16 protein-coding genes are annotated in these 17,698 nt (G+C 64.4%); 12 read left to right on the top strand and 4 right to left on the bottom strand.

The annotated features are described in order from the left end of the window. The 7 genes from ASR47_RS24080 to ASR47_RS24050 all read left to right on the top strand — a co-directional run. The coding region (locus ASR47_RS24080; RefSeq protein ID WP_150127951.1) for an aldehyde dehydrogenase family protein at positions 1-1,025 on the top strand (1,025 nt) is incomplete at its 5' end. A gap of 183 nt (positions 1,026-1,208) precedes the next feature. Beyond that, complete coding sequence (locus ASR47_RS24075) at positions 1,209-1,976, top strand: SDR family NAD(P)-dependent oxidoreductase (RefSeq protein ID WP_065310295.1); 768 nt, start codon at positions 1,209-1,211, stop codon at positions 1,974-1,976. 235 nt (positions 1,977-2,211) lie between these two features. After that, on the top strand, positions 2,212-3,174 hold the full coding sequence (locus ASR47_RS24070; protein WP_065310294.1) for an ABC transporter substrate-binding protein: 963 nt from the start codon (positions 2,212-2,214) through the stop codon (positions 3,172-3,174). Positions 3,175-3,194: 20 nt separating this feature from the next. Next, on the top strand, positions 3,195-4,748 hold the full coding sequence (locus tag ASR47_RS24065; RefSeq protein ID WP_245714454.1) for a sugar ABC transporter ATP-binding protein: 1,554 nt from the start codon (positions 3,195-3,197) through the stop codon (positions 4,746-4,748). After that, positions 4,745-5,821: an ABC transporter permease gene (locus ASR47_RS24060; RefSeq protein WP_065310293.1), complete on the top strand. Its 1,077-nt coding sequence runs from the start codon at positions 4,745-4,747 to the stop codon at positions 5,819-5,821. The genes ASR47_RS24065 and ASR47_RS24060 overlap by 4 nt, the downstream gene beginning before the upstream one ends. Further along, the gene (yjfF, locus tag ASR47_RS24055; protein WP_065310292.1) at positions 5,818-6,786 is read left to right on the top strand and encodes a galactofuranose ABC transporter, permease protein YjfF; all 969 of its coding nucleotides are present in this window, start codon (positions 5,818-5,820) and stop codon (positions 6,784-6,786) included. Before ASR47_RS24060 ends, yjfF begins: the two co-directional genes overlap by 4 nt. Positions 6,787-6,917: 131 nt before the next feature. Next, positions 6,918-7,859, top strand: a complete 942-nt coding sequence (locus tag ASR47_RS24050; RefSeq protein ID WP_065310291.1) for a LysR family transcriptional regulator — start codon at positions 6,918-6,920, stop codon at positions 7,857-7,859. On the opposite strand, the gene ASR47_RS24045 is transcribed toward ASR47_RS24050, so the two are convergent. From ASR47_RS24045 to ASR47_RS24030, 4 genes are all read right to left on the bottom strand, one after another. Continuing rightward, entirely contained in the window at positions 7,856-9,121 is a 1,266-nt protein-coding gene (locus ASR47_RS24045; RefSeq protein WP_065310290.1) for a DUF6445 family protein, read from the bottom strand. The genes ASR47_RS24050 and ASR47_RS24045 overlap by 4 nt on opposite strands. 48 nt (positions 9,122-9,169) lie before the next feature. Beyond that, a complete protein-coding gene (locus tag ASR47_RS24040) occupies positions 9,170-9,901 on the bottom strand; it encodes a hypothetical protein (protein ID WP_065310289.1) in 732 nt (243 codons plus the stop codon). Positions 9,902-9,941: 40 nt separating this feature from the next. Next, complete coding sequence (locus ASR47_RS24035) at positions 9,942-10,751, bottom strand: hypothetical protein (RefSeq protein WP_065310288.1); 810 nt, start codon at positions 10,749-10,751, stop codon at positions 9,942-9,944. An 87-nt stretch (positions 10,752-10,838) separates the two neighbouring features. Continuing rightward, positions 10,839-12,251, bottom strand: a complete 1,413-nt coding sequence (locus ASR47_RS24030; protein ID WP_065310287.1) for a caspase family protein — start codon at positions 12,249-12,251, stop codon at positions 10,839-10,841. 181 nt (positions 12,252-12,432) lie between these two features. Here ASR47_RS24030 and ASR47_RS24025 point away from each other — a divergent pair, with 181 nt between their 5' ends. From ASR47_RS24025 to ASR47_RS24005, 5 genes are read left to right on the top strand one after another with little or no spacing between them, the layout of a single operon-like run. After that, positions 12,433-13,194: a hypothetical protein gene (locus ASR47_RS24025; protein WP_065310286.1), complete on the top strand. Its 762-nt coding sequence runs from the start codon at positions 12,433-12,435 to the stop codon at positions 13,192-13,194. Then, a complete protein-coding gene (locus ASR47_RS24020; RefSeq protein WP_065310285.1) occupies positions 13,191-14,222 on the top strand; it encodes a hypothetical protein in 1,032 nt (343 codons plus the stop codon). Before ASR47_RS24025 ends, ASR47_RS24020 begins: the two co-directional genes overlap by 4 nt. 31 nt (positions 14,223-14,253) lie before the next feature. Beyond that, on the top strand, positions 14,254-15,117 hold the full coding sequence (locus tag ASR47_RS24015) for a hypothetical protein (protein ID WP_065310284.1): 864 nt from the start codon (positions 14,254-14,256) through the stop codon (positions 15,115-15,117). Between the two features lies 1 nt (position 15,118). Then, positions 15,119-16,759 carry a hypothetical protein gene (locus ASR47_RS24010; RefSeq protein ID WP_082989132.1) on the top strand — a complete coding sequence of 547 codons (1,641 nt, stop codon included), beginning with the start codon at positions 15,119-15,121 and terminating at the stop codon, positions 16,757-16,759. Next, a complete protein-coding gene (locus tag ASR47_RS24005; RefSeq protein WP_082989131.1) occupies positions 16,734-17,645 on the top strand; it encodes a glycerophosphodiester phosphodiesterase in 912 nt (303 codons plus the stop codon). Before ASR47_RS24010 ends, ASR47_RS24005 begins: the two co-directional genes overlap by 26 nt. Positions 17,646-17,698: the final 53 nt, after the last annotated feature.

Below are 17,698 nucleotides of genomic sequence, written 5' to 3'. Positions count from 1 at the left end.
AAGCCCCCCCGGCCCACCCTGGCACCTCGGAACTGGTGGCGCGCGCCATCGTCAAGGCGGTGGAAATCGCCAAGCTGCCAGCCGGCGTCTTTTCCTTGCTGACCGGTATCGGCAACGATCTCGGCCAGGATCTGGTGGCCCATCCCGCCATCCAGGCCGTCGGCTTTACCGGCTCGCGCGCCGGCGGCCTGGCGCTGATGAAGGTGGCGGCCAACCGTCCGCAACCGATTCCTGTCTACGCCGAAATGAGCAGCATCAACCCGGTGTTCGTGTTGCCGCAGGCGCTGGCCGCCCGTGGCGCCGCCATTGCCGCCGGCTTTGCCGGTTCGCTGACGATGGGCGTGGGCCAGTTCTGCACCAATCCCGGCCTGGTGCTGGGCCTGGAAGGTCCTGCATTCACGGCCTTTGCCGCCGCCGCCGCCGAAGCGCTGGCGCCAGCGCCGGCCGCCACCATGCTGACGGCCGGCATCGCCAGCAGCTACGTCAAGGGTGTGGCCAACCTGGCCCAGCACGCCGACGTGAAACCGCTGCTGCAGAACACGGGTGAAGAAGGCAAGGGCGCCGCCGCCCTGTTCGTCACCTCGGGCGAGGCCTTCCTGGCCAAGCACGACCTGCGCGACGAAGTGTTCGGCCCGGTTTCCTTGCTGGTGGCCTGCCGCGATATCGCGCAACTGGTGGAAATTACCGAAAGCCTGGAAGGCCAGTTGACGGCCACCCTGCAAATGGACCAGGGCGACCTGGAAGACGCCCGCCGTTTGCTGCCGGCGCTGGAACGCCGCGTCGGCCGCATTTTGGCCAACGGTTTCCCGACCGGCGTCGAGGTGTCGACCGCCATGGTCCACGGCGGCCCGTTCCCGGCCACCTCCGATGGCCGCAGCACCTCGGTCGGCACGGCCGCGATCAACCGCTTCCTGCGTCCGGTGTCGTACCAGAACCTGCTGCAGGACCTGCTGCCGGAATCGCTGCGGGACGGCAATCCGCTGGGCATCTGGCGCCGCAAGGATGGCGTCCTCGGTAAAGAGTAACGGTGTTGTCGGCTTGCGCCCTGCGGGCTGACCCGACCTACGCTGTGTAAACACGTAGGTCGGATTAGCCGAAGGCGTAATCCGACACCACCGAAAAAATGCAACACAGCGTAGGTCGGATTAGCGGAACGCGTAATCCGACATTGCCAGCAATATCCAAACAAGCAGCACAGCGGAGAGCAGATGAAGCAGTTGGCAAGGTATGACAGCCTGCGCGGCAAGCGCGTATTCATTACGGGCGGCGGCAGCGGCATCGGCGAATCAATGGTGGAGGAGTTTGCCGCCCAGGGCGCGCAGGTGGCGTTTGTCGATATCGCCCGTGACGCCAGCGAGGCCCTGTGCCGGCGCCTGGCGCAGGCTGGTTTGCCCGCGCCGCTGTTTCGCTATTGCGACATCACCGATATTGCCGCCCTGCAGGCCGTCATGGCCGGCTTCGTGGCCGAGATCGGCGACTTCGACGTGCTGGTCAACAATGCCGCCAACGACCAGCGCCACCAGGCCGAAGATGTCACCGTGGACTACTGGAACGAGCGCATCGCGATCAACCAGCGTCCCATGTTCTTTACCTGCCAGGCCGTGTTCGAGGGCATGAAGCGCAGGGGCGGCGGCGCCATCATCAATGTCAGCTCGATTTCCTGGCACATGAAGTCGGGCGGCTACCCCGTGTATGCCACCACCAAGGCGGCCGTGGTGGGATTGACGCGGGGCCTGGCGCGCGACTATGGCGCGCACAATATCCGCGTCAATACCGTCACGCCGGGCTGGGTCATGACACAGCGCCAGATCGACCTGTGGGTCGACGACGCGGCCGAGCTGGAGATCAAGAAAAACCAGTGCCTGCCCAGCAAGCTGATGCCGCAGGATATCTCGGCCATGGTGCTGTTCCTCGCCTCGGACGATGGCGCCATGTGCTCGTCACAGGAATTCATCGTCGACGCCGGCTGGGTGTAATTCTTTCAAATCCCCCGCAGCAAACCTCGCTCCTGCCGGCATCTTTGCCGCAGGAGTTTTTTTTCGTTTACCTGTGTCAAGACTTTGCATTTTTGATACCGATATATAAATTGATATCACCTGTGAAAAAGAATTGATTGGATGGCTATGTGGCTTTCTCCTACCATGGGTTCATAAAAAAACGCCCGGCCCGGCATCCCGCCTTGCCGGTATTCCCATAAAAATGGAGACTACAATGAAATTGACACGCCGCACTCTGCTCGCCAGCGCCATGCTGCTCGCCCTGTCCGCCACCACCTCGGCTTTTGCCGCCAAGCCATTGGTGATGGGCTTCTCGCAAGTGGGCGCCGAAAGCGAATGGCGCACCGCCAATACCGTGTCGATCAAGGACGCCGCCAAGAAAGATGGCGTGACCCTGAAATTTGCCGATGCCCAGCAAAAACAGGAAAACCAGGTCAAGGCCCTGCGCTCGTTCATCGCCCAGAAGGTCGACGTGATCGCCTTCTCGCCGGTGGTCGAATCGGGCTGGGACACGGTATTGCGTGAAGCCAAGGCCGCCAAAATTCCCGTCATCCTGACCGACCGCGCCGTCAATGTCACCGACAAGTCGCTGTACGTGACCTTCATCGGTTCGGACTTCGTGGAAGAAGGCCGCCGCGCCGGCCAGTGGCTGATGGAATACGCCAAGAAAAACCCGGACACCCCGCTCAATATCGTCGAGCTGCAAGGCACGGTCGGTTCGGCGCCGGCCATCGACCGCAAGGAAGGCTTCCAGGAAGTCATCGGCAAGAATCCGAAGCTGAAAATCATCCGCTCGCAAACCGGCGACTTTACCCGCGCCAAGGGCAAGGAAGTGATGGAAGCGTTCCTGAAGGCCGAAGGCAAGAAGATCAATGTGCTGTACGCGCACAATGACGACATGGCCATCGGCGCCATCCAGGCCATCGAAGAAGCGGGCATGAAACCGGGCAAGGACATCATTATCATCTCGATCGATGGCGTCAAAGGCGCGTTCGAAGCGATGATCGCTGGCAAGCTGAACGTGACCGTCGAGTGCAGCCCGCTGCTGGGCCCGCAACTGATGTCGATCGCGCGCGATGTGGTGGCCGGCAAACCGGTGCCAAAACGCATCACCACGGAAGAAGGCGTGTTCCCTGCCGAAGTGGCGGCCAAGGAATTTCCTAACCGTAAATACTAAGCTTGCCGATGAATACGCAAGTGAATCATGACGCCGCGCCAGTGCCATTGCTGGAACTGCGCGGCATCAGCAAGTCATTTCCCGGCGTCAAAGCCCTCAGCAATGTCGCACTGCGCCTGTATCCGGGCGAAGTGCATACCTTGATGGGGCAGAACGGCGCCGGGAAGTCGACCCTGATCAAGGTGCTGACGGGCGTGTACACGCCCGACAGCGGCGAGATTATGCTCGATGGCAAGCCCATCGCGCCGGCCTCGACCTCGGATGCCCAGGCCTTGGGCATCAGCACCGTGTATCAGGAAGTCAATCTGTGCCCGAATCTGTCGGTGGCGGAAAACATCTTTATCGGCCGCTATCCGCGCCGCTTCGGCGCCATCGACTGGCGTTCCATGCAGCAGCAGGCGCGCGCCTTGCTGCAGCAGTTGCAGATCGATATCGATGTCACGGCGCAGCTGTCGGCTTTTCCGCTGGCGATCCAGCAGATGGTGGCCATTTCGCGCGCCCTGAATATTTCGGCGCGCGTGCTGATCCTTGACGAGCCGACCTCCAGCCTCGACGAGGCGGAAGTCAATCTGCTATTCTCGGTGCTGCGCCGGCTGCGCGAGCAGGGCATGGCGATTCTGTTCGTGACCCATTTCCTGGACCAGACCTATGCCATTTCCGACCGCATCACGGTGATGCGCAATGGCGAGCGCGAAGGCGAATATCCCTGCAGCGAGCTGTCGCGCCTGGCGCTGGTCAACAAGATGATCGGCGTGGCGGCCGACACGCAGGCGCTGGCCGACGAACCGCTGCACGACGGCGCCGCCAGCTTTGGCCCGAATGTGCTCGAAGCCGAGGGTCTCGGCCGCAAGGGCGCGCTGGCGCCGATGGATTTCCATATCCGCCAGGGCGAACTGCTGGGCCTGGCCGGCTTGCTCGGTTCGGGCCGCACGGAACTGGCGCGCCTGCTGTTTGGCGCCGACAAGGCCGATACGGGCAGCATCCGCATCAATGGCAAGGCAAGGAACTTTGCCGTGCCGCGCGACGCGATTGCCGCCGATATCGGTTTCTGTTCGGAAGACCGCAAGCACGAGGGCGCGATTCTGTCGCTGTCGGTGCGCGAAAACATTATCCTGGCCTTGCAGGCACGCACCGGCTTGCTGCGCGCCATACCGTTCAAGCGCCAGCAGGCGCTGGCCGATGAATATGTGCAAGCGCTGGGCATCAAGACGGCCAGCATCGAAACGCCGATCGGCAGTTTGTCGGGCGGCAACCAGCAGAAAGCCTTGCTGGCGCGCTGGCTGGTGACCAACCCCAAAATGCTGATCCTGGACGAGCCGACGCGCGGCATCGACGTGCGCGCCAAGCAGGAAATCATGACGTATGTGACCAAGCTGTGCCGTAAAGGCATGGCCATCCTGTTCATCTCGTCCGAACTGCCCGAGGTATTGCGCTGCAGCGACCGCATTGTGGTCATGCGCGACCGCAAGGCCTGCGGCGAATATGCGCGCGGCGAACTCGACGACACCACGGTGCTGCAAGTGATCGCCGGCGACGCCCATGCCACGGGAGAAGTTGCAGGGGTTGCGACATGACGATATCCACACCGGCCGGCGCTGCGCGTCCGGCCACCACCTCGGATGGTTCCGTTTTGCATACTATATTGACGCATCCGCTAGGCCGCCCGGTGGGCGCGCTGGTGCTGCTGCTGCTGGTGGCCTTTTTCACCATCCCCGGCTTTTTCCACCTCGAAGTGCGCGACGGCCATTTATATGGCAGCGTGATCGACATCATCAACCGCGCCGCTCCGCTGATGCTGGCGGCGCTGGGCATGACCCTGGTGATCGCCACGCGCGGCATCGACATTTCCGTCGGCGCCGTGGTAGCGCTCTCTGGCACCGTGGCCGCCATGCTGATCGGCGGCACCATGGTGATGGACAACGGCGTGCCCACGTACGTGAGCAATATGCCGATGGGCTGGGCGCTGGCCGCGGCCCTGGGCGCAGCCTTGCTGTGCGGCGCCTGGAACGGCGTGCTGGTGGCCGGCCTGGGCCTGCAGCCGATTGTCGCCACGTTGATCCTGATGGTGGCGGGGCGCGGCCTGGCGCAGTTGCTGACGGACGGCCAGATCGTCACGGTCTACTACAAGCCGTTCTTCTTTATCGGCAGCGGCTACCTGTTCGGCTTGCCGTTCTCGCTGTACCTGGTGGCGGCGGTATTCATCGTCACCGCCTTGCTGATGAAAAAGACGGCGCTGGGCCTGTTTATCCAGGCCGTCGGCATCAACCCGGTGGCGGCGCGCCTGGCCGGCATCAAGACGGCGAGCCTGATCTTTTTCGTCTACGTGTTCTGCGCCGCCTGCGCCGGCCTGTCGGGCCTGATGATCAGCTCGAACATCAAGAGCGCCGACGCCAATAACGCGGGGCTGATGCTGGAACTGGACGCCATCCTGGCCGTCACCCTGGGCGGCACCTCGCTCGCTGGTGGCAAGTTCAGCCTGGTGGGCAGCATGATCGGCGCGCTGATCATCCAGACCCTCACTTACACGATCTACTCGCTGGGCGTGCCGCCGGAAGTGAACATGGTGGTCAAATCGGTCGTCGTGTTCCTCGTCTGCATGTCGCAATCGTCGGAATTCAAGCAATTGCTGCAACGGAGGAAAGCATGAAGGGCTTGCTGCATACCCCTTATTTCACCTCGCTCGTCACCGTGCTGTTGCTGGTGGTGATGCTGGGCCTGGGCGGCGCCATGTATCCTGGCCTGCTGTCGACGCAAGTCATTTTCAACCTGCTGATCGATAACGCCTTTTTGCTGGTGATCGCCGTCGGCATGACCTTTGTGATCGTCTCGGGCGGCATCGACCTGTCGGTCGGCTCGGTGCTGGCCTTGTCGACCATGATCGCCGCCTGGCTGCTGCAGGTGGCGCACTGGCCGCCGCTGCTGGTGATCGCCACCGTGCTGGCGCTGGGCTGCGTGTTTGGCGCCAGCATGGGCGCCTTTATCCACTACTTCAAGCTGCAGCCGTTTATCGTCACCCTGGCCGGCATGTTCCTGGCGCGCGGCCTGTGCTACCTGATCAGCATCAACTCGATCACCATCGACGATCCGCTGTACGTGGCCATGTCGCAGACGCAATTGCAGTTTCTCGGCGGCTTTGTCTCGCCCGGCGTGGTGATCGCGGTGATTACCCTGCTGGCGGCGGTGTGGCTGGCGCACGCCACGCCGTTTGGCCGCGCCGTATATGCGATCGGCGGCAATGAGCAGTCGGCGCTGATGATGGGCTTGCCGGTCGGCCGCACCAAGGTGCTGATCTATGCCTTCAGCGGCTTTTGCGCCTCCTTGGGCGGCGTGCTGTTTTCGTTCTACATGCTGTCCGGCTACGGCCTGCATGCGCAGGGCACGGAACTCGATGCGATCGCCGCTGTCGTCATCGGCGGCACCCTGCTCAGCGGCGGCTACGGCTATGTGGCCGGCGCCTTGTCGGGCGTGCTGGTGCTGGGCACCATCCAGACCCTGATCGCGTTTGACGGCACGCTCAGCTCGTGGTGGACCAAGATCGTCATCGGCGGCCTGCTGTTCGTGTTTTGCGTGGTGCAGCGTCTGATGGCGATGGGGCAGAAGAAAACCGTCTGAGCCGGTAGCAAATGCAATACGGCCATCGGCGTTAGCGCCGGTGGCTTTTTTTTGACCGTACAGGAGACACAGCGATATCTATAATATCGATATCGAATAATTTCCGATATCGATCATGATATGATTTATTCATGGATACTCTCAACCCCAACTGGTTCTTGCGAGCCCGCCTGAAGACGCGGCAACTGCTGCTGCTGATTGCTCTTGACGAGCAGCGCAATATCCACCGCGCGGCCGAAGAATTGCACATGACCCAACCGGCCGCGTCCAAGCAGATCAAGGACCTGGAAGAGATGCTCGACGTGCGCCTGTTCGACCGGCTGCCGCGCGGCATGGAGCCGACCATTTTCGGCGAAACCATGATACGCCACGCGCGCATGGCGCTGACCAGCCTGTCGCTGGCGCACGACGATATCGTCGCCCTGAAGTCGGGCCTGACGGGCCAGGTCGAGGTGGGCATCATCATGACGCCGGCCATGGCCCTGCTGCCGCGCGCCATCGCCCGCATCAAGCAGCAGGCGCCGTTGATGCGCATCGGCGTGCATGTGGAACACAGCAATACGCTGATGGACATGCTGCAGCACGGCAAGCTCGATTTCATGATTGGCCGCATCCTGGAAAAAGAGGGCAGCGCCGGCCTGGTGTATGAGGAATTGACGGAAGAGCCCGCCAGCGTGGTGGCGCGCAATGGCCATCCGCTGATGGCGCGCAAGAACCTGCAGTTGAAGGATATCTCGGCCCACCCGTGGATCTTGCCGCCGCAAGGCAGCATCCTGCGCCACCGCTGCGACATGATGTTCCGCCGCGCCGGCCTGGAGCCGCCCGTCAACACGGTCGACACCACCGCCTTGCTGCTCATTACGTCCTTGCTGCAGCAGACCGACTCGCTGCACGTGATGCCGACCGAAGTGGCGCATTACTACCAGTCGCTGAACGTGCTGAGCATTCTGCCGCTCGACCTGCCGTGCAAGATGGACGCCTTCGGCATCATCCGCCAGCGCGACCATCTGCTGTCGCCGGGGGCGGAGATGCTGTTGAAAGCCGTGCTGGCGGCGGCCAAGGACATGTACTAGTCGGGCACTTCAAAAAAGAACAGCTGCACCAGCCGGCCATTGTCGGGCGCATCGCCAAACACGCTGCTGAGCGAATGGAAATAATGGCCCTTGTACATGATCAGCCGGTTGTGGCGCATCGGTACTTCCAGCAGCGCCTGCCAGCTGTCGCGCCGTTCCTGCAGATCGTTGAATTTCTGCACCGTGCTGTTCGGCAGCCAGCGCTTCTGGAAATCCTTGAAGCTGGCGTAGCCGCCCGCTTTCACGTCCGCCTCCGGCAATCGCCGGTACCAGCCGCTGGGCTGGTGGCGCCAGAAGGTGGTGCCACCCTGGCACTGCTCGGGCGGGTTCAGATACAGCACGCCCGCATAAAAATTGAAATTGCCGCCCGTTTCGTTATCGACATGGATGTCGGTGCGCGCCATCGCGTCGGCGTAGCTGAGGCGATACGAGCCGTTGTCCGGTGAAATAAAGCGGATCTCGCGGCCCAGCGCGGTGGCGATGCGCTCCATGATGGCCTGGCAGGGCTGGCCGTCGGTCTGGCTGCCCGGATAGTTTTGCCCCGCATAGCGCTGCTGTTCGAACGGCAGCGCCAACGCCTGGGCGCGCCAGGCGGCGGGGTCAGGCAGGAAGTCGTCGATGATGTGCAGAGCGGTTTCGCGCACAAAGCCGCGCAGATCTTCCGTGACGTCCAGCTCGCTCAAGCGCTCCGGCTGGTGCGGATGCGGACTGGCAAAGCCGACCTTGCAGTCTTGCGCCAAAGCCGGGTGCAGCGCCAGCGCCTGCTCGTAGCGTGCCAGAGCCAGTGCGCGCTGGCCGCTGCGGTAGTAGAGCTCGGCCAGGCCCTGCAGGGTTTGCCAGCGCTCCGGACGCAGGGCGTGCGCCCGTTCCAGTTCCGCTATCGTTTCCGGCAACCGCTGTTTGGCCAACAGCAGCTCGGCGTGGACTATCGCGTAATCGTGTTCCTGCGGCGCCAGCCGGGCCGCCTGGGCGTAGCTGGCCAGCGCCGCGTCGTTGTCATTGCCGCGCATCACATTGCCGAGGTTGTGGTGGAACAGGGGGTTGTCCGGCTGCTGCCCGAGCGACAGTTTCAGCAGCCCCAGCCCCATCGCCGGCTGGCCCAGTTCCAGCATCGCCAGGCCCTGGAAATGCTGGGCTTCGGCCAGCGCCGGCTGCGCCTTATAGGCCGCCTGGTAAGCGTTGATCGCCTCGATCAGCTTGCCCTGCTGATGCAGTTGACGGCCCTTGGCCAGTTGTTGTTGCGCCAGTGTCTGTTCGCCCATGTCTCGCATTTCAGTTCAGTGTGGCGAACAGTGTAACCGAGCGCGCTTTTACATGGCGGCGCTGACGGGAATTTCTTCGCCATTGAGCTTGATTGCCACCTTGACGATCTGCGCCTTGACCTGGCGCGCCGACATGTCCGCTTCCTGGGCGTAGGCATACACGACGATGGCGAAATTCTTGTAGCTGCTGCGCGCCGCCTCGATCTTGCGCGCCGCTTCCTGGTCCACCTTCAGCAGGCTGTAGCCGTCGCCATTCGTAAAGCCCAGCTTGTAGTCGCCATTGTCATACATATAGTAATAGGTGCCGGCCTCGGCGAACTTGGCGGGGAAGGCGCCCTTGTCCATCGCATACGGCGACAGCGCGCCCTGGCCGTTGATCTGGTAGCGCAGGTAGCGGCGGGTCTTCGCCTCGCTGACCCTGGCGTCGATCTGCGGCTTGATGGCGTCAAGCACTTCCTGCTTGCGGAAGGCGTCGTCGGTGCTCGTATATTCGCGTGAAATACGTTGCGCCACTGCCGCGTAGTCGGGCGGCACGCCGGACAGGGCGATATAGCTGTACATCAGCTGGTTGCCGCTGGTGATGTCGACATAGCTGGCGCTTGGCGTGGCCGGGTCCGCTTGCGGCAGGCTGGCGGCGGCCGCCTTGACTTGCGCCTTGGCGGCCAGGTCGGTGGTGCCGGTGGCGACCGGCGCCGGCGCATCAGGCGTGGCCGTTTCCTTTTTACCGCAGGCGGACAGGATCAGGGCGATGGCGAACAGGGCGGGCAGGGTGCGTTTCATGATAGTGGTCCTTGTAAATGTGGCGTAAGAGAAGAGGGGATCAGACGATGCTTTTGCGTTTGAACTCGCCGTAACCGTAGGCAGCGAGCACGATGCTTGAAGCGAGTACCAGGTAAAAACCGAGGCCAAAGGACATGCCCTGCCACACTTGTCCCAGCATTTCGCTGGCCATCTGCTGCGCCATGCTGGCGGCGCGCGCGCCGGCAATGCCGCTCATGGCCGAACCCGCGTCGCTGATGGCGCTTTTGATATTCATGTACAAGATGCCGGTGTGCAGCACGATGAACAGCAGCGGCGCGCACTTGCCCAGCGCCGCTTTCGGCTTGCTGCTGGCCATGGTGGCAAAGCAGGCGGCAATCGCCAGCAAAAAGAAGAACTGGCCTGAGGTAAAACCGCCGCCACCGCCGCGGGCAAAGCCTTCCAGGCTGTCGGCGGACAGGCCCAGCAGTTGCCAGTAGGAGCGCGACACGGCGGCGAACAGGCGGATATGGATGGTGTTGAAGACAAAGGCGCCGGCCACCAGCACGCCGATCACGCCCAGCGCTTTTACGCCCAGGGTGGAAACGGCGCTGCCCCACACCTGCTGGCCTTTTTCACGCGCCAGCCTGGCTGCGCCGGCCATTTCTTCCTGGGTGATCTGCTGCGCCGTGACCATGGTCACACTGTCGACGGCGCCGGCGCTGCTCAGGCGCACATCGACGGCGGCATTGATGGCGGGTGCGGTGTCCGAGCGCCAGTGGCTGGCGACATCAAACGGGTATTGCACGCCAGCGACGCTGACGGTGCCCTGGCCGCTGGGCTGGTAGGCGAGGATGCGGCCGCGTACGGCGGTGATTGAAGTTGCTTGCATGGTGTACTCCCTGGTCACTGTCATGCTCTATTGCATGTACCCTCCCTTAACGAGGGCAGTGCCAGGAAATACAAAAATTATTTGAAGCTATTTTTTGGGCGGCTGCAGCAGGTCCTTGGCGGCGCCCTGGTAATCCTTCATCAGGCCCATGAACGCATCCTGCAGATGGCGCACCGTTTCCTGCGGCGGCGCGCCGGTGCGCCGCGCCAGGTCGAATTTATAAGCATGGGCCGGGCTGTAGCCGGCCTGCGAGGCGGCGTCGAGCAGCACGCCGGCGCGCTTCAACGAGGTCGGATCGCCTTTTACCATCAGCAGTTCGGCCAGGTAGGTCTGCGCCACCGGAAAGTCTTTCGCCGCCGCTTTTTCCAGCCACTGCATGCCGGCCTTGGGCTGCTTGACGCCGGCGTCGCCGCCGCCGATGCCGTAGCCCAGCGCCGTCAGCGCCACCAGGTCACCGGCGCGCGCGCGCTTTTCCAGCTGCTGGCGCGGAAACGGTCGCGCCGCGATCTGCATGCGGATTTCGTAGTTGATGTCCTGCAGCACGTTGCCGGGCCAGACCCTGGCGCCGCCGGCGGGCACTGGCCTGGCCGCCGGGGCTGTCGGTGCAGGCGAGGGCGGCGGCGCGCGCATGCCGCCATTGCCATGGTTGGCCAGCACGCCAGGCAAGGGCTCGGGCGTCAGCTTGCCGCTGCCCATGTTCAGCACCAGCCGCGCCGAGGTTTCGCCAAACGACACGCGCGGCTTTTGCACGTCGTGCGTCATGGCGGCCACGCGCGAGGCGACCTGCGAAAACAGTTCGCCCATCGGCAGGCCGGGCGCGTCGAGCGCGTCGAGCAGGGCGCTGGTATAGGGGCTGTTGCGCGAATCGGGTGACCAGAAGTCGCGTGCCAGCGCGCCCGGACCGGCCGAATAGGCGATCGCCACGCCGCGTGGCGCGGCCGCATCCGAAAAGCCGTGGCTGGCCGCGCCGCTGGCGTTGAGCGGCACCTGGGCGCCGCCGCGCGTGTATTCCTGGCGGCAAGCGTCGAGAATCAGCAGGGCGCCGCGCGCGCCGCTGCGCTGCAAATCGCCGGCCAGGCTGGCCACCGACACGCCCTGCGCCTGGATCGCCGCGCTGCTGAGCGCATTCATGTTGGCGCCGATCGGCAGCACATAATTGGCTTCACCCGCCTGCGCGCCGTGGCCGGCATAGAACACCAGCGCGATATCGGCGCCGCGCGCCTTGGTGGAAAACTCGGCCGAGGCCTGTTGCAGCTGTGCGCTGTTGATATCGGTACGCAGCAGCACCTCGAAGCCGAGCCGGCGCAAGCGTTCGGCCATGGCGCGCGCGTCGTTCACGGGATTGAGCAGGGGCTGCGGATAGGCCGCATTGCCGATCACCAGCGCAATGCGCTTGCCCGGGGTTGCGGTGGAGGTGCCGGTCGCCACGGCCACGGCCGCGTTCGCATGGCCCGCATGCAGGAAAACCAGCGTCAGCAGCAGCAGGATCAGACGGCGCATCGCTCTCTCGGAGGTTGTTGTGTGTGTAACAAAAAGTTCGCGATTTTCACATTGATATGAGAAAATTACTCCTATGCATTTTACCTTACAGACAAGTTTTGCTTGTTTATAAGCGTATTCTTCCCGGCCGCAGGTACGACCAGCGCATACCGCGCGCGCCCCACACACGATCGGACCGGCTTTGCAATCGGAACAATTTGAACGCATCCAGGATTTCTGGAGCCGCCGCCAGCAGCTGACCCAGCACGAACTGGCGGAATTTTATCAACGCACCATCGCCGCCCTGGCGCCTTGCCGTCCGCGCGAAGCGGCGTCGCTGGGCGACACCCTGGCCGACCTGCGCCACCATTTCTTTATTGAAAAAGTGCTGGGCAGCGACAGCACCTCGGTGCCCCTCCACATCGGCGCGCTGTTTTTGTATTTCAAGCGCTTTATCATCGACCAGCTGCGCAAGCTGCCCGATGGCGGTGGCGAGGACGAGACCGCTTGCGAGCTGCACGCGCTCGACGATTATGCGCAGCCGCTGCGCGACTATCAGCTCACGCCGCAACAGGTGCGCGCCGCCGCCGAGGTGTTTATCACCACCTTGTCCGGCGATTTGATCCTGCTGCTGCGCCATTGCGGCTGCGGCGGCATGCCGGTCAGGGAGCTGGCCGAGCAGATCGCGTCGGCCCATTACCACGGCGGCAAGCTGGGCCTGGTGCACAAGCAACAGGGCGACGCCGACAGCGCCGGCCGCCAGGTCGTCCAGCCTGCCCATCGCACCACCTTGCTGGGCGCCTGGGTCTTGAACCTGCTGAAACTGCGCGTCGGCGACAGCTTGAGCGCGCAAGACATCGATGCGGCGCAAATAGTTTTGGATATCTTGTGCCTGGCTGCGTTAGACCAGCATGTGGATCCCGCGTCCACCCAACCGAACCCGAATGAAAGGCCACCGGCATGACCGCGCTGACGCCCTCGCTGGCCATTATTGCCGCCCGTCTGGAAACGGCCCCCGCCAGCAGCGAGTTGCTGGCCGACGAGCTGGTCCAGGGCGACACCCCCGACTGGCGCGGCATTGCCGTGCCACCCCATCTGCTGGAACGCTTTGCGCGCCGCAGCGATGCGGCGCCACTGGCGAACCGCCCCATCGGCGGTGGCCAGATCCATTTATTGGCGCGCCGCCCCGGCTTTGGCGCGCTGCTGCTCGATGCGTGGCAGCCGGCGCTGGGCCAGTGGCGCGGCTGGCTGGTGACGCCCGACGCGGCCTATGCCGACGCCTGCGGCCTGGTGCTCGAAGAGCGCGACGCGCCGGCCGATCCGCGCGCCAGCCTGGTGCTGTGCGACCTGGCCGTCACCGTCGGCGTGGCCGAACTGGGCGCCTGCCTGGGCGTATTGAGCCAGGACCGCCTGCAGGCGGCGCGCTGGCTGGAACTGCACGGCCGCGACAATGCGGCCGCGCCCGCACCCGGCGTGATCGCCCGCGTGGCCGCGCCTGGCGGCTATGCCCTGACCGGTACGCCGCTTGGCGCAGCAGGCCAGGACGCCAGGCAGGCCTACCGCCAGTTGCTGGAGCAGGGCTTGCAGCAATTGCGGATCGCGCCGGCGCCAGCCACATCGGTCACGCCGATAGCGCCGATAGCACCGATCAAAGCCGCCAACGCCTCGCGCTGGCTGAAAATGATCACCGCCGTGGCCGCCACCGTGATGGTGGCGCAATCGGTGTGGATCTTCCTGCCGGCCGAATTCACCCAGGTCGGCAACGCCGAATACCGTGGCGGCGGCAGCGGCGTCGAGACCGGCAAGCGCATCCGCGTGCTGTTCCGCGCCGACGCCACCGAAGCGGAAATCCGGATCTGGCTGCAGCGCCAGCAGCTGGAGATCGTCAGCGGCCCGGACACCATGGGCGCATTTACCCTGCTCACGCGCGACCAGCAGAAAGTATTGCCGCCGCCAGGCCCGGGCAATCCGCTGGCCGTGATCAACCCCTGATATTGCACAAGACAACAGAAAGCCATTTCGCATGATGAACACGACTGAAAAATTTGCCTGCGCGCACTGGCGCAAACTGGCCGCCGGTGTCGCCGCCGGCCTGCTGCTGACGGGCTGCGCCATGCAGCCCAATGGCCGCGGCGGCGTCCTGATGGGTCTCGATACGGCCGAGCTGTTCGGTACGCCCCTGTCCACCTTCCGCCTGCGCGACGGCACCGAAGGTACTTTGCGCAAGGATACGCAGGGCAAGTTCTCGATCAAGCTGTCGCAGGCGTTTCGTGTGGTGCCGCTGGCCAATGCGATTACGGCCCGCGTGGCGCGCGTGGAAAACGTGGGCGAGCGCACGGTGGTGATCGTCGAAACCCAGGAGCGCGGCTGCGCCTACCGCTACGAGGTGCTGGCCTTCCAGGGCACCGACGTGCTGCAGTGGACCATCGGCAATTGCAAGGACCGCCCGCGCGTGGAACTGGCGCCCGACGCCAAATCGCTCAATATCGATTTTCCGAACTATAACCGCCTGTCGCGCCAGATCTATACCGATAATCGCCTGCTCAATACCAGCGTGCCGGTGCCGCCCGGCGTCGATACGCGCCTGGTGCCGTTCGCCGACGACGCCTTGCGCGGCACGGCGCCGGCGATCGTCAACACGCCGCCCGGCGATGCCGCCGGACGCGTGATCCCGGCGCCGCCGGCGCCTGCCGCCGCCCCGGCCGCGGCGCCAAAAACATCCCCCCGCGGCACGGCAAAAACGCGGCGCCAGGATGCGCCGGCCAAGACCGCCGTTCCCGCCATCAGCCTGCCGGCGCCGCGCGCGTCGTCCTCCGCACCGGCGGCGGCACCGATGATCTTCCAGGCCGAAGAGATCAAGCCGGTCGTGATCGACCTGAGGAAATAAGATGGTGGCGAGCTTGCGCAGTCTGCAGATCCGGCAGACCTTGATCCTGATCGTCCTGACCATCGTCTACCTGTGCTTCGAGCTGGGCTTCAACGCCCGTTTGCTCGACGTGGTGGGCGGCGACGTCAATCACCAGGCGGTGGAGGACGTGGAGTTTTACGGCCGCAGCCTGTCGGGCATCGCCGCCGCGCTGGTGGTGCTGCAACTGATGTGGCGCCGCCGCCTGCGCCGCGACACCACGGGGCCCAGCTGGAAGAAGATCGTGCTGTGCTCGGTGGCGACGGCCCTGATCGTGTTCATGGTGCTGAAAACCTTTGTGACCGTGCTGGTCAACACGCGCGACGCCGAATTTCGCCGCCTGGCCTTCAACACCACCCTGATGCAGCGCTCGCTGGTCGGCGGTAGCCTGCAGCTGCAGGGCCTGGTCGACGATCCGACCCTGTTTGCCCAGCCCGAAGGCAAGGCCTTCCTGGCGCTGTTTCCCTTCCTGGCCGTATCGGTGGGCCATCTCGACGAGCGCATGGAGCCGGCCAAGGAGCAACTGATCAATTTCAACGTGCGCAAGGTCGCCGGTGGCGCTGCCGGCTACTATGAAAAGTACCAGGAAGCGATCAAGGAGGTGCACGAGCGCTGGAAGCTGTATTCGGGCATCATTCCCGACAGCGATCCGGGCCTGCAGGCCAAGCAGCAGTCGTCGTGGAGTGACTACCAGCAAAGCCTGTCGCGCCACGGCTGGCGGCCCGAATCGGTGCCGGCGCGCCGGCGCGCGGCGGTGGTCAACAATGTGCGCAAAAAAGTGCCGGTGCCGGCCAACTGGCATCCGGCCGACCAGCTCTCGTTCCGCCTGGCCGTCAAGCGCCGCTATGCTTCGGAAGCGGCCAGCAAAGGCGTGACCGTCAAGGGCGACCGGATTGCGCCCGGCCTGTCCTTCCCGGCCTTCGTGGCGCGCCCCGGCATCCAGGCCGTGCTGCGCGACGGGCCCGACGGTGGCGATGGCGGCGAAGCGAGCCGTGGCCTGCGTTTGCCGAAGAGCGCCGTGGTGCAGGATGCCTACGCCAGCCCGGCCGAATTTGGCCGCCTGTTCGACCAGTTCGCCGCGCGCCAGACGCAGGAAAAACTGCTGGAGTACCGCGCCAGCCCGGTCGACTTCGCAGGTGGCGGCAAGTATTTCGCCGAAGGCAAGGAAGCTTCGCGCGCCGCCATCGTGCCGCCGGTGGCGCTGTTTTTCTCCTTGCTCGGCGCGATCGGCCACTTCTCGAAGCTGCTGTACCTGATCGCCACCGTGGGCCTCCTGGTGCTGGCCGCGCGCCGTGGCGAAGAGGCGGGCAAGGATGGCCAGCTGAGCCGCCGCTCGGCCTGGATCGCCACCGGGGTACTGGCAACCGCTTTCCTGGGAACATGGGGCATCTTTACCCTGTCGGACAATAACGTCACGCGCAGCGAGCTGTTTCGCCAGATGCTGGACTGGAATCGCCAGGCCGAGGACGGCAGCACGCGCTGGACGATCGCCGGCAAGGCCTTGCTGGCCAATTTCACGCATGTGGTGGCGGTGGGGCAGGGCTACAGCTACCCCGTCAACGAAGCGATCCGACTCAATATTTTGCAGGGAATGGAATATGGTTATCACCCGAAAGAAAAATAAGGCCGTCGCGCTGGCGCTGCTGCTGTCGCTGTGCGCCAGCCTGGCGCAGGCCGAGTGCCTGGGCATGAAGGTGCAGGCCCACCGCGGCGCCGGCGATGCCCCCGAGAATTCATTGAGCGCCTTGCGCAATGCCTATTTCGGCAACTGGGACGGCGTCGAGACGGACCTGCAATTGCTCGGTGACGGCAACTGGGTGGTGCACCACGATGTGATGACGGGGCGGGTGGTCGATACGGGCCAGCCCGTGTCCGTGCGGCAGATGAACGCCGAGCAGTGGCGCGCGGCCAGCATGAAAAACCGTGGCGCCACCACCGCCGAAACGCCGCCCTTCGTGGCCGACCTGGCCGACCTGGCCACGCCGTTCCCGGCGAAAACCCTGAACGCGGAAATCAAGGACCTGGCGCCGTCGTGCGCGCCGGTCGAGGCGCTGGTGCGGCAGCTGCGCGGCGGCATCGCGCACGGCAACTGGTTTTTGACCTCGGGCGTGCCGAACAACCTGGTGTGCGCGCGCCGCGCCGACCCGCAGGGTTATCTGGGTCTGATCGTGTTCGACGCGCGCAACGCGCAGGCGTTTGGTGCCAACCGCGTCAGCCGCTTTATCGCCAGGAATGCGCGCGCGCCCAAGCTCGACAAGCCCTGGCTGCAGCGGGTACAGCAGCAGATCGGCATGCCGGTCGGCGTGCATGTGGACGCGCGCAGCCTGGACGCCAATCCGAACCTGCTGGCGGACGCCGCCGGCCTGAACATGCCGGTATTCGTGTACGCGGTCGATGGCGATTCGGCCCTGGCGGCATCCTTGCTGCGCGCGCAAAAGCGCAGCCACCGCTGGCCCAGCGGAGTGATCCTCGACGGCAGCGGCGAGGCGTTTTGCGGCATGCTCGATTAGCTTGCCCGCCGGGCGTCCTGATACAAAATAAAGTCACACCGGCGGCGCTTATT

It is taken from the genome of Janthinobacterium psychrotolerans (assembly GCF_001677885.1).
GTDB classification, from domain to species: Bacteria; Pseudomonadota; Gammaproteobacteria; order Burkholderiales; family Burkholderiaceae_D; genus Janthinobacterium; species Janthinobacterium psychrotolerans.
This window is presented reverse-complemented; position numbering and strand designations above follow the sequence as displayed.

Excerpts from the sequence above, each read along its gene's own strand:
- ASR47_RS24035 (WP_065310288.1), bottom strand. The coding sequence starts at position 10,751 with ATGCAAGCAACTTCAATCACCGCCGTACGCGGCCGCATCCTCGCCTAC.
- ASR47_RS24005 (WP_082989131.1), top strand. The coding sequence starts at position 16,734 with ATGGTTATCACCCGAAAGAAAAATAAGGCCGTCGCGCTGGCGCTGCTG.
- ASR47_RS24045 (WP_065310290.1), bottom strand. The coding sequence starts at position 9,121 with ATGGGCGAACAGACACTGGCGCAACAACAACTGGCCAAGGGCCGTCAA.
- ASR47_RS24030 (WP_065310287.1), bottom strand. The coding sequence starts at position 12,251 with ATGCGCCGTCTGATCCTGCTGCTGCTGACGCTGGTTTTCCTGCATGCG.
- ASR47_RS24010 (WP_082989132.1), top strand. The coding sequence starts at position 15,119 with ATGGTGGCGAGCTTGCGCAGTCTGCAGATCCGGCAGACCTTGATCCTG.
- ASR47_RS24015 (WP_065310284.1), top strand. The coding sequence starts at position 14,254 with ATGATGAACACGACTGAAAAATTTGCCTGCGCGCACTGGCGCAAACTG.
- ASR47_RS24020 (WP_065310285.1), top strand. The coding sequence starts at position 13,191 with ATGACCGCGCTGACGCCCTCGCTGGCCATTATTGCCGCCCGTCTGGAA.
- ASR47_RS24070 (WP_065310294.1), top strand. The coding sequence starts at position 2,212 with ATGAAATTGACACGCCGCACTCTGCTCGCCAGCGCCATGCTGCTCGCC.
- ASR47_RS24075 (WP_065310295.1), top strand. The coding sequence starts at position 1,209 with ATGAAGCAGTTGGCAAGGTATGACAGCCTGCGCGGCAAGCGCGTATTC.
- ASR47_RS24050 (WP_065310291.1), top strand. The coding sequence starts at position 6,918 with ATGGATACTCTCAACCCCAACTGGTTCTTGCGAGCCCGCCTGAAGACG.
- ASR47_RS24060 (WP_065310293.1), top strand. The coding sequence starts at position 4,745 with ATGACGATATCCACACCGGCCGGCGCTGCGCGTCCGGCCACCACCTCG.
- yjfF (WP_065310292.1), top strand. The coding sequence starts at position 5,818 with ATGAAGGGCTTGCTGCATACCCCTTATTTCACCTCGCTCGTCACCGTG.
- ASR47_RS24040 (WP_065310289.1), bottom strand. The coding sequence starts at position 9,901 with ATGAAACGCACCCTGCCCGCCCTGTTCGCCATCGCCCTGATCCTGTCC.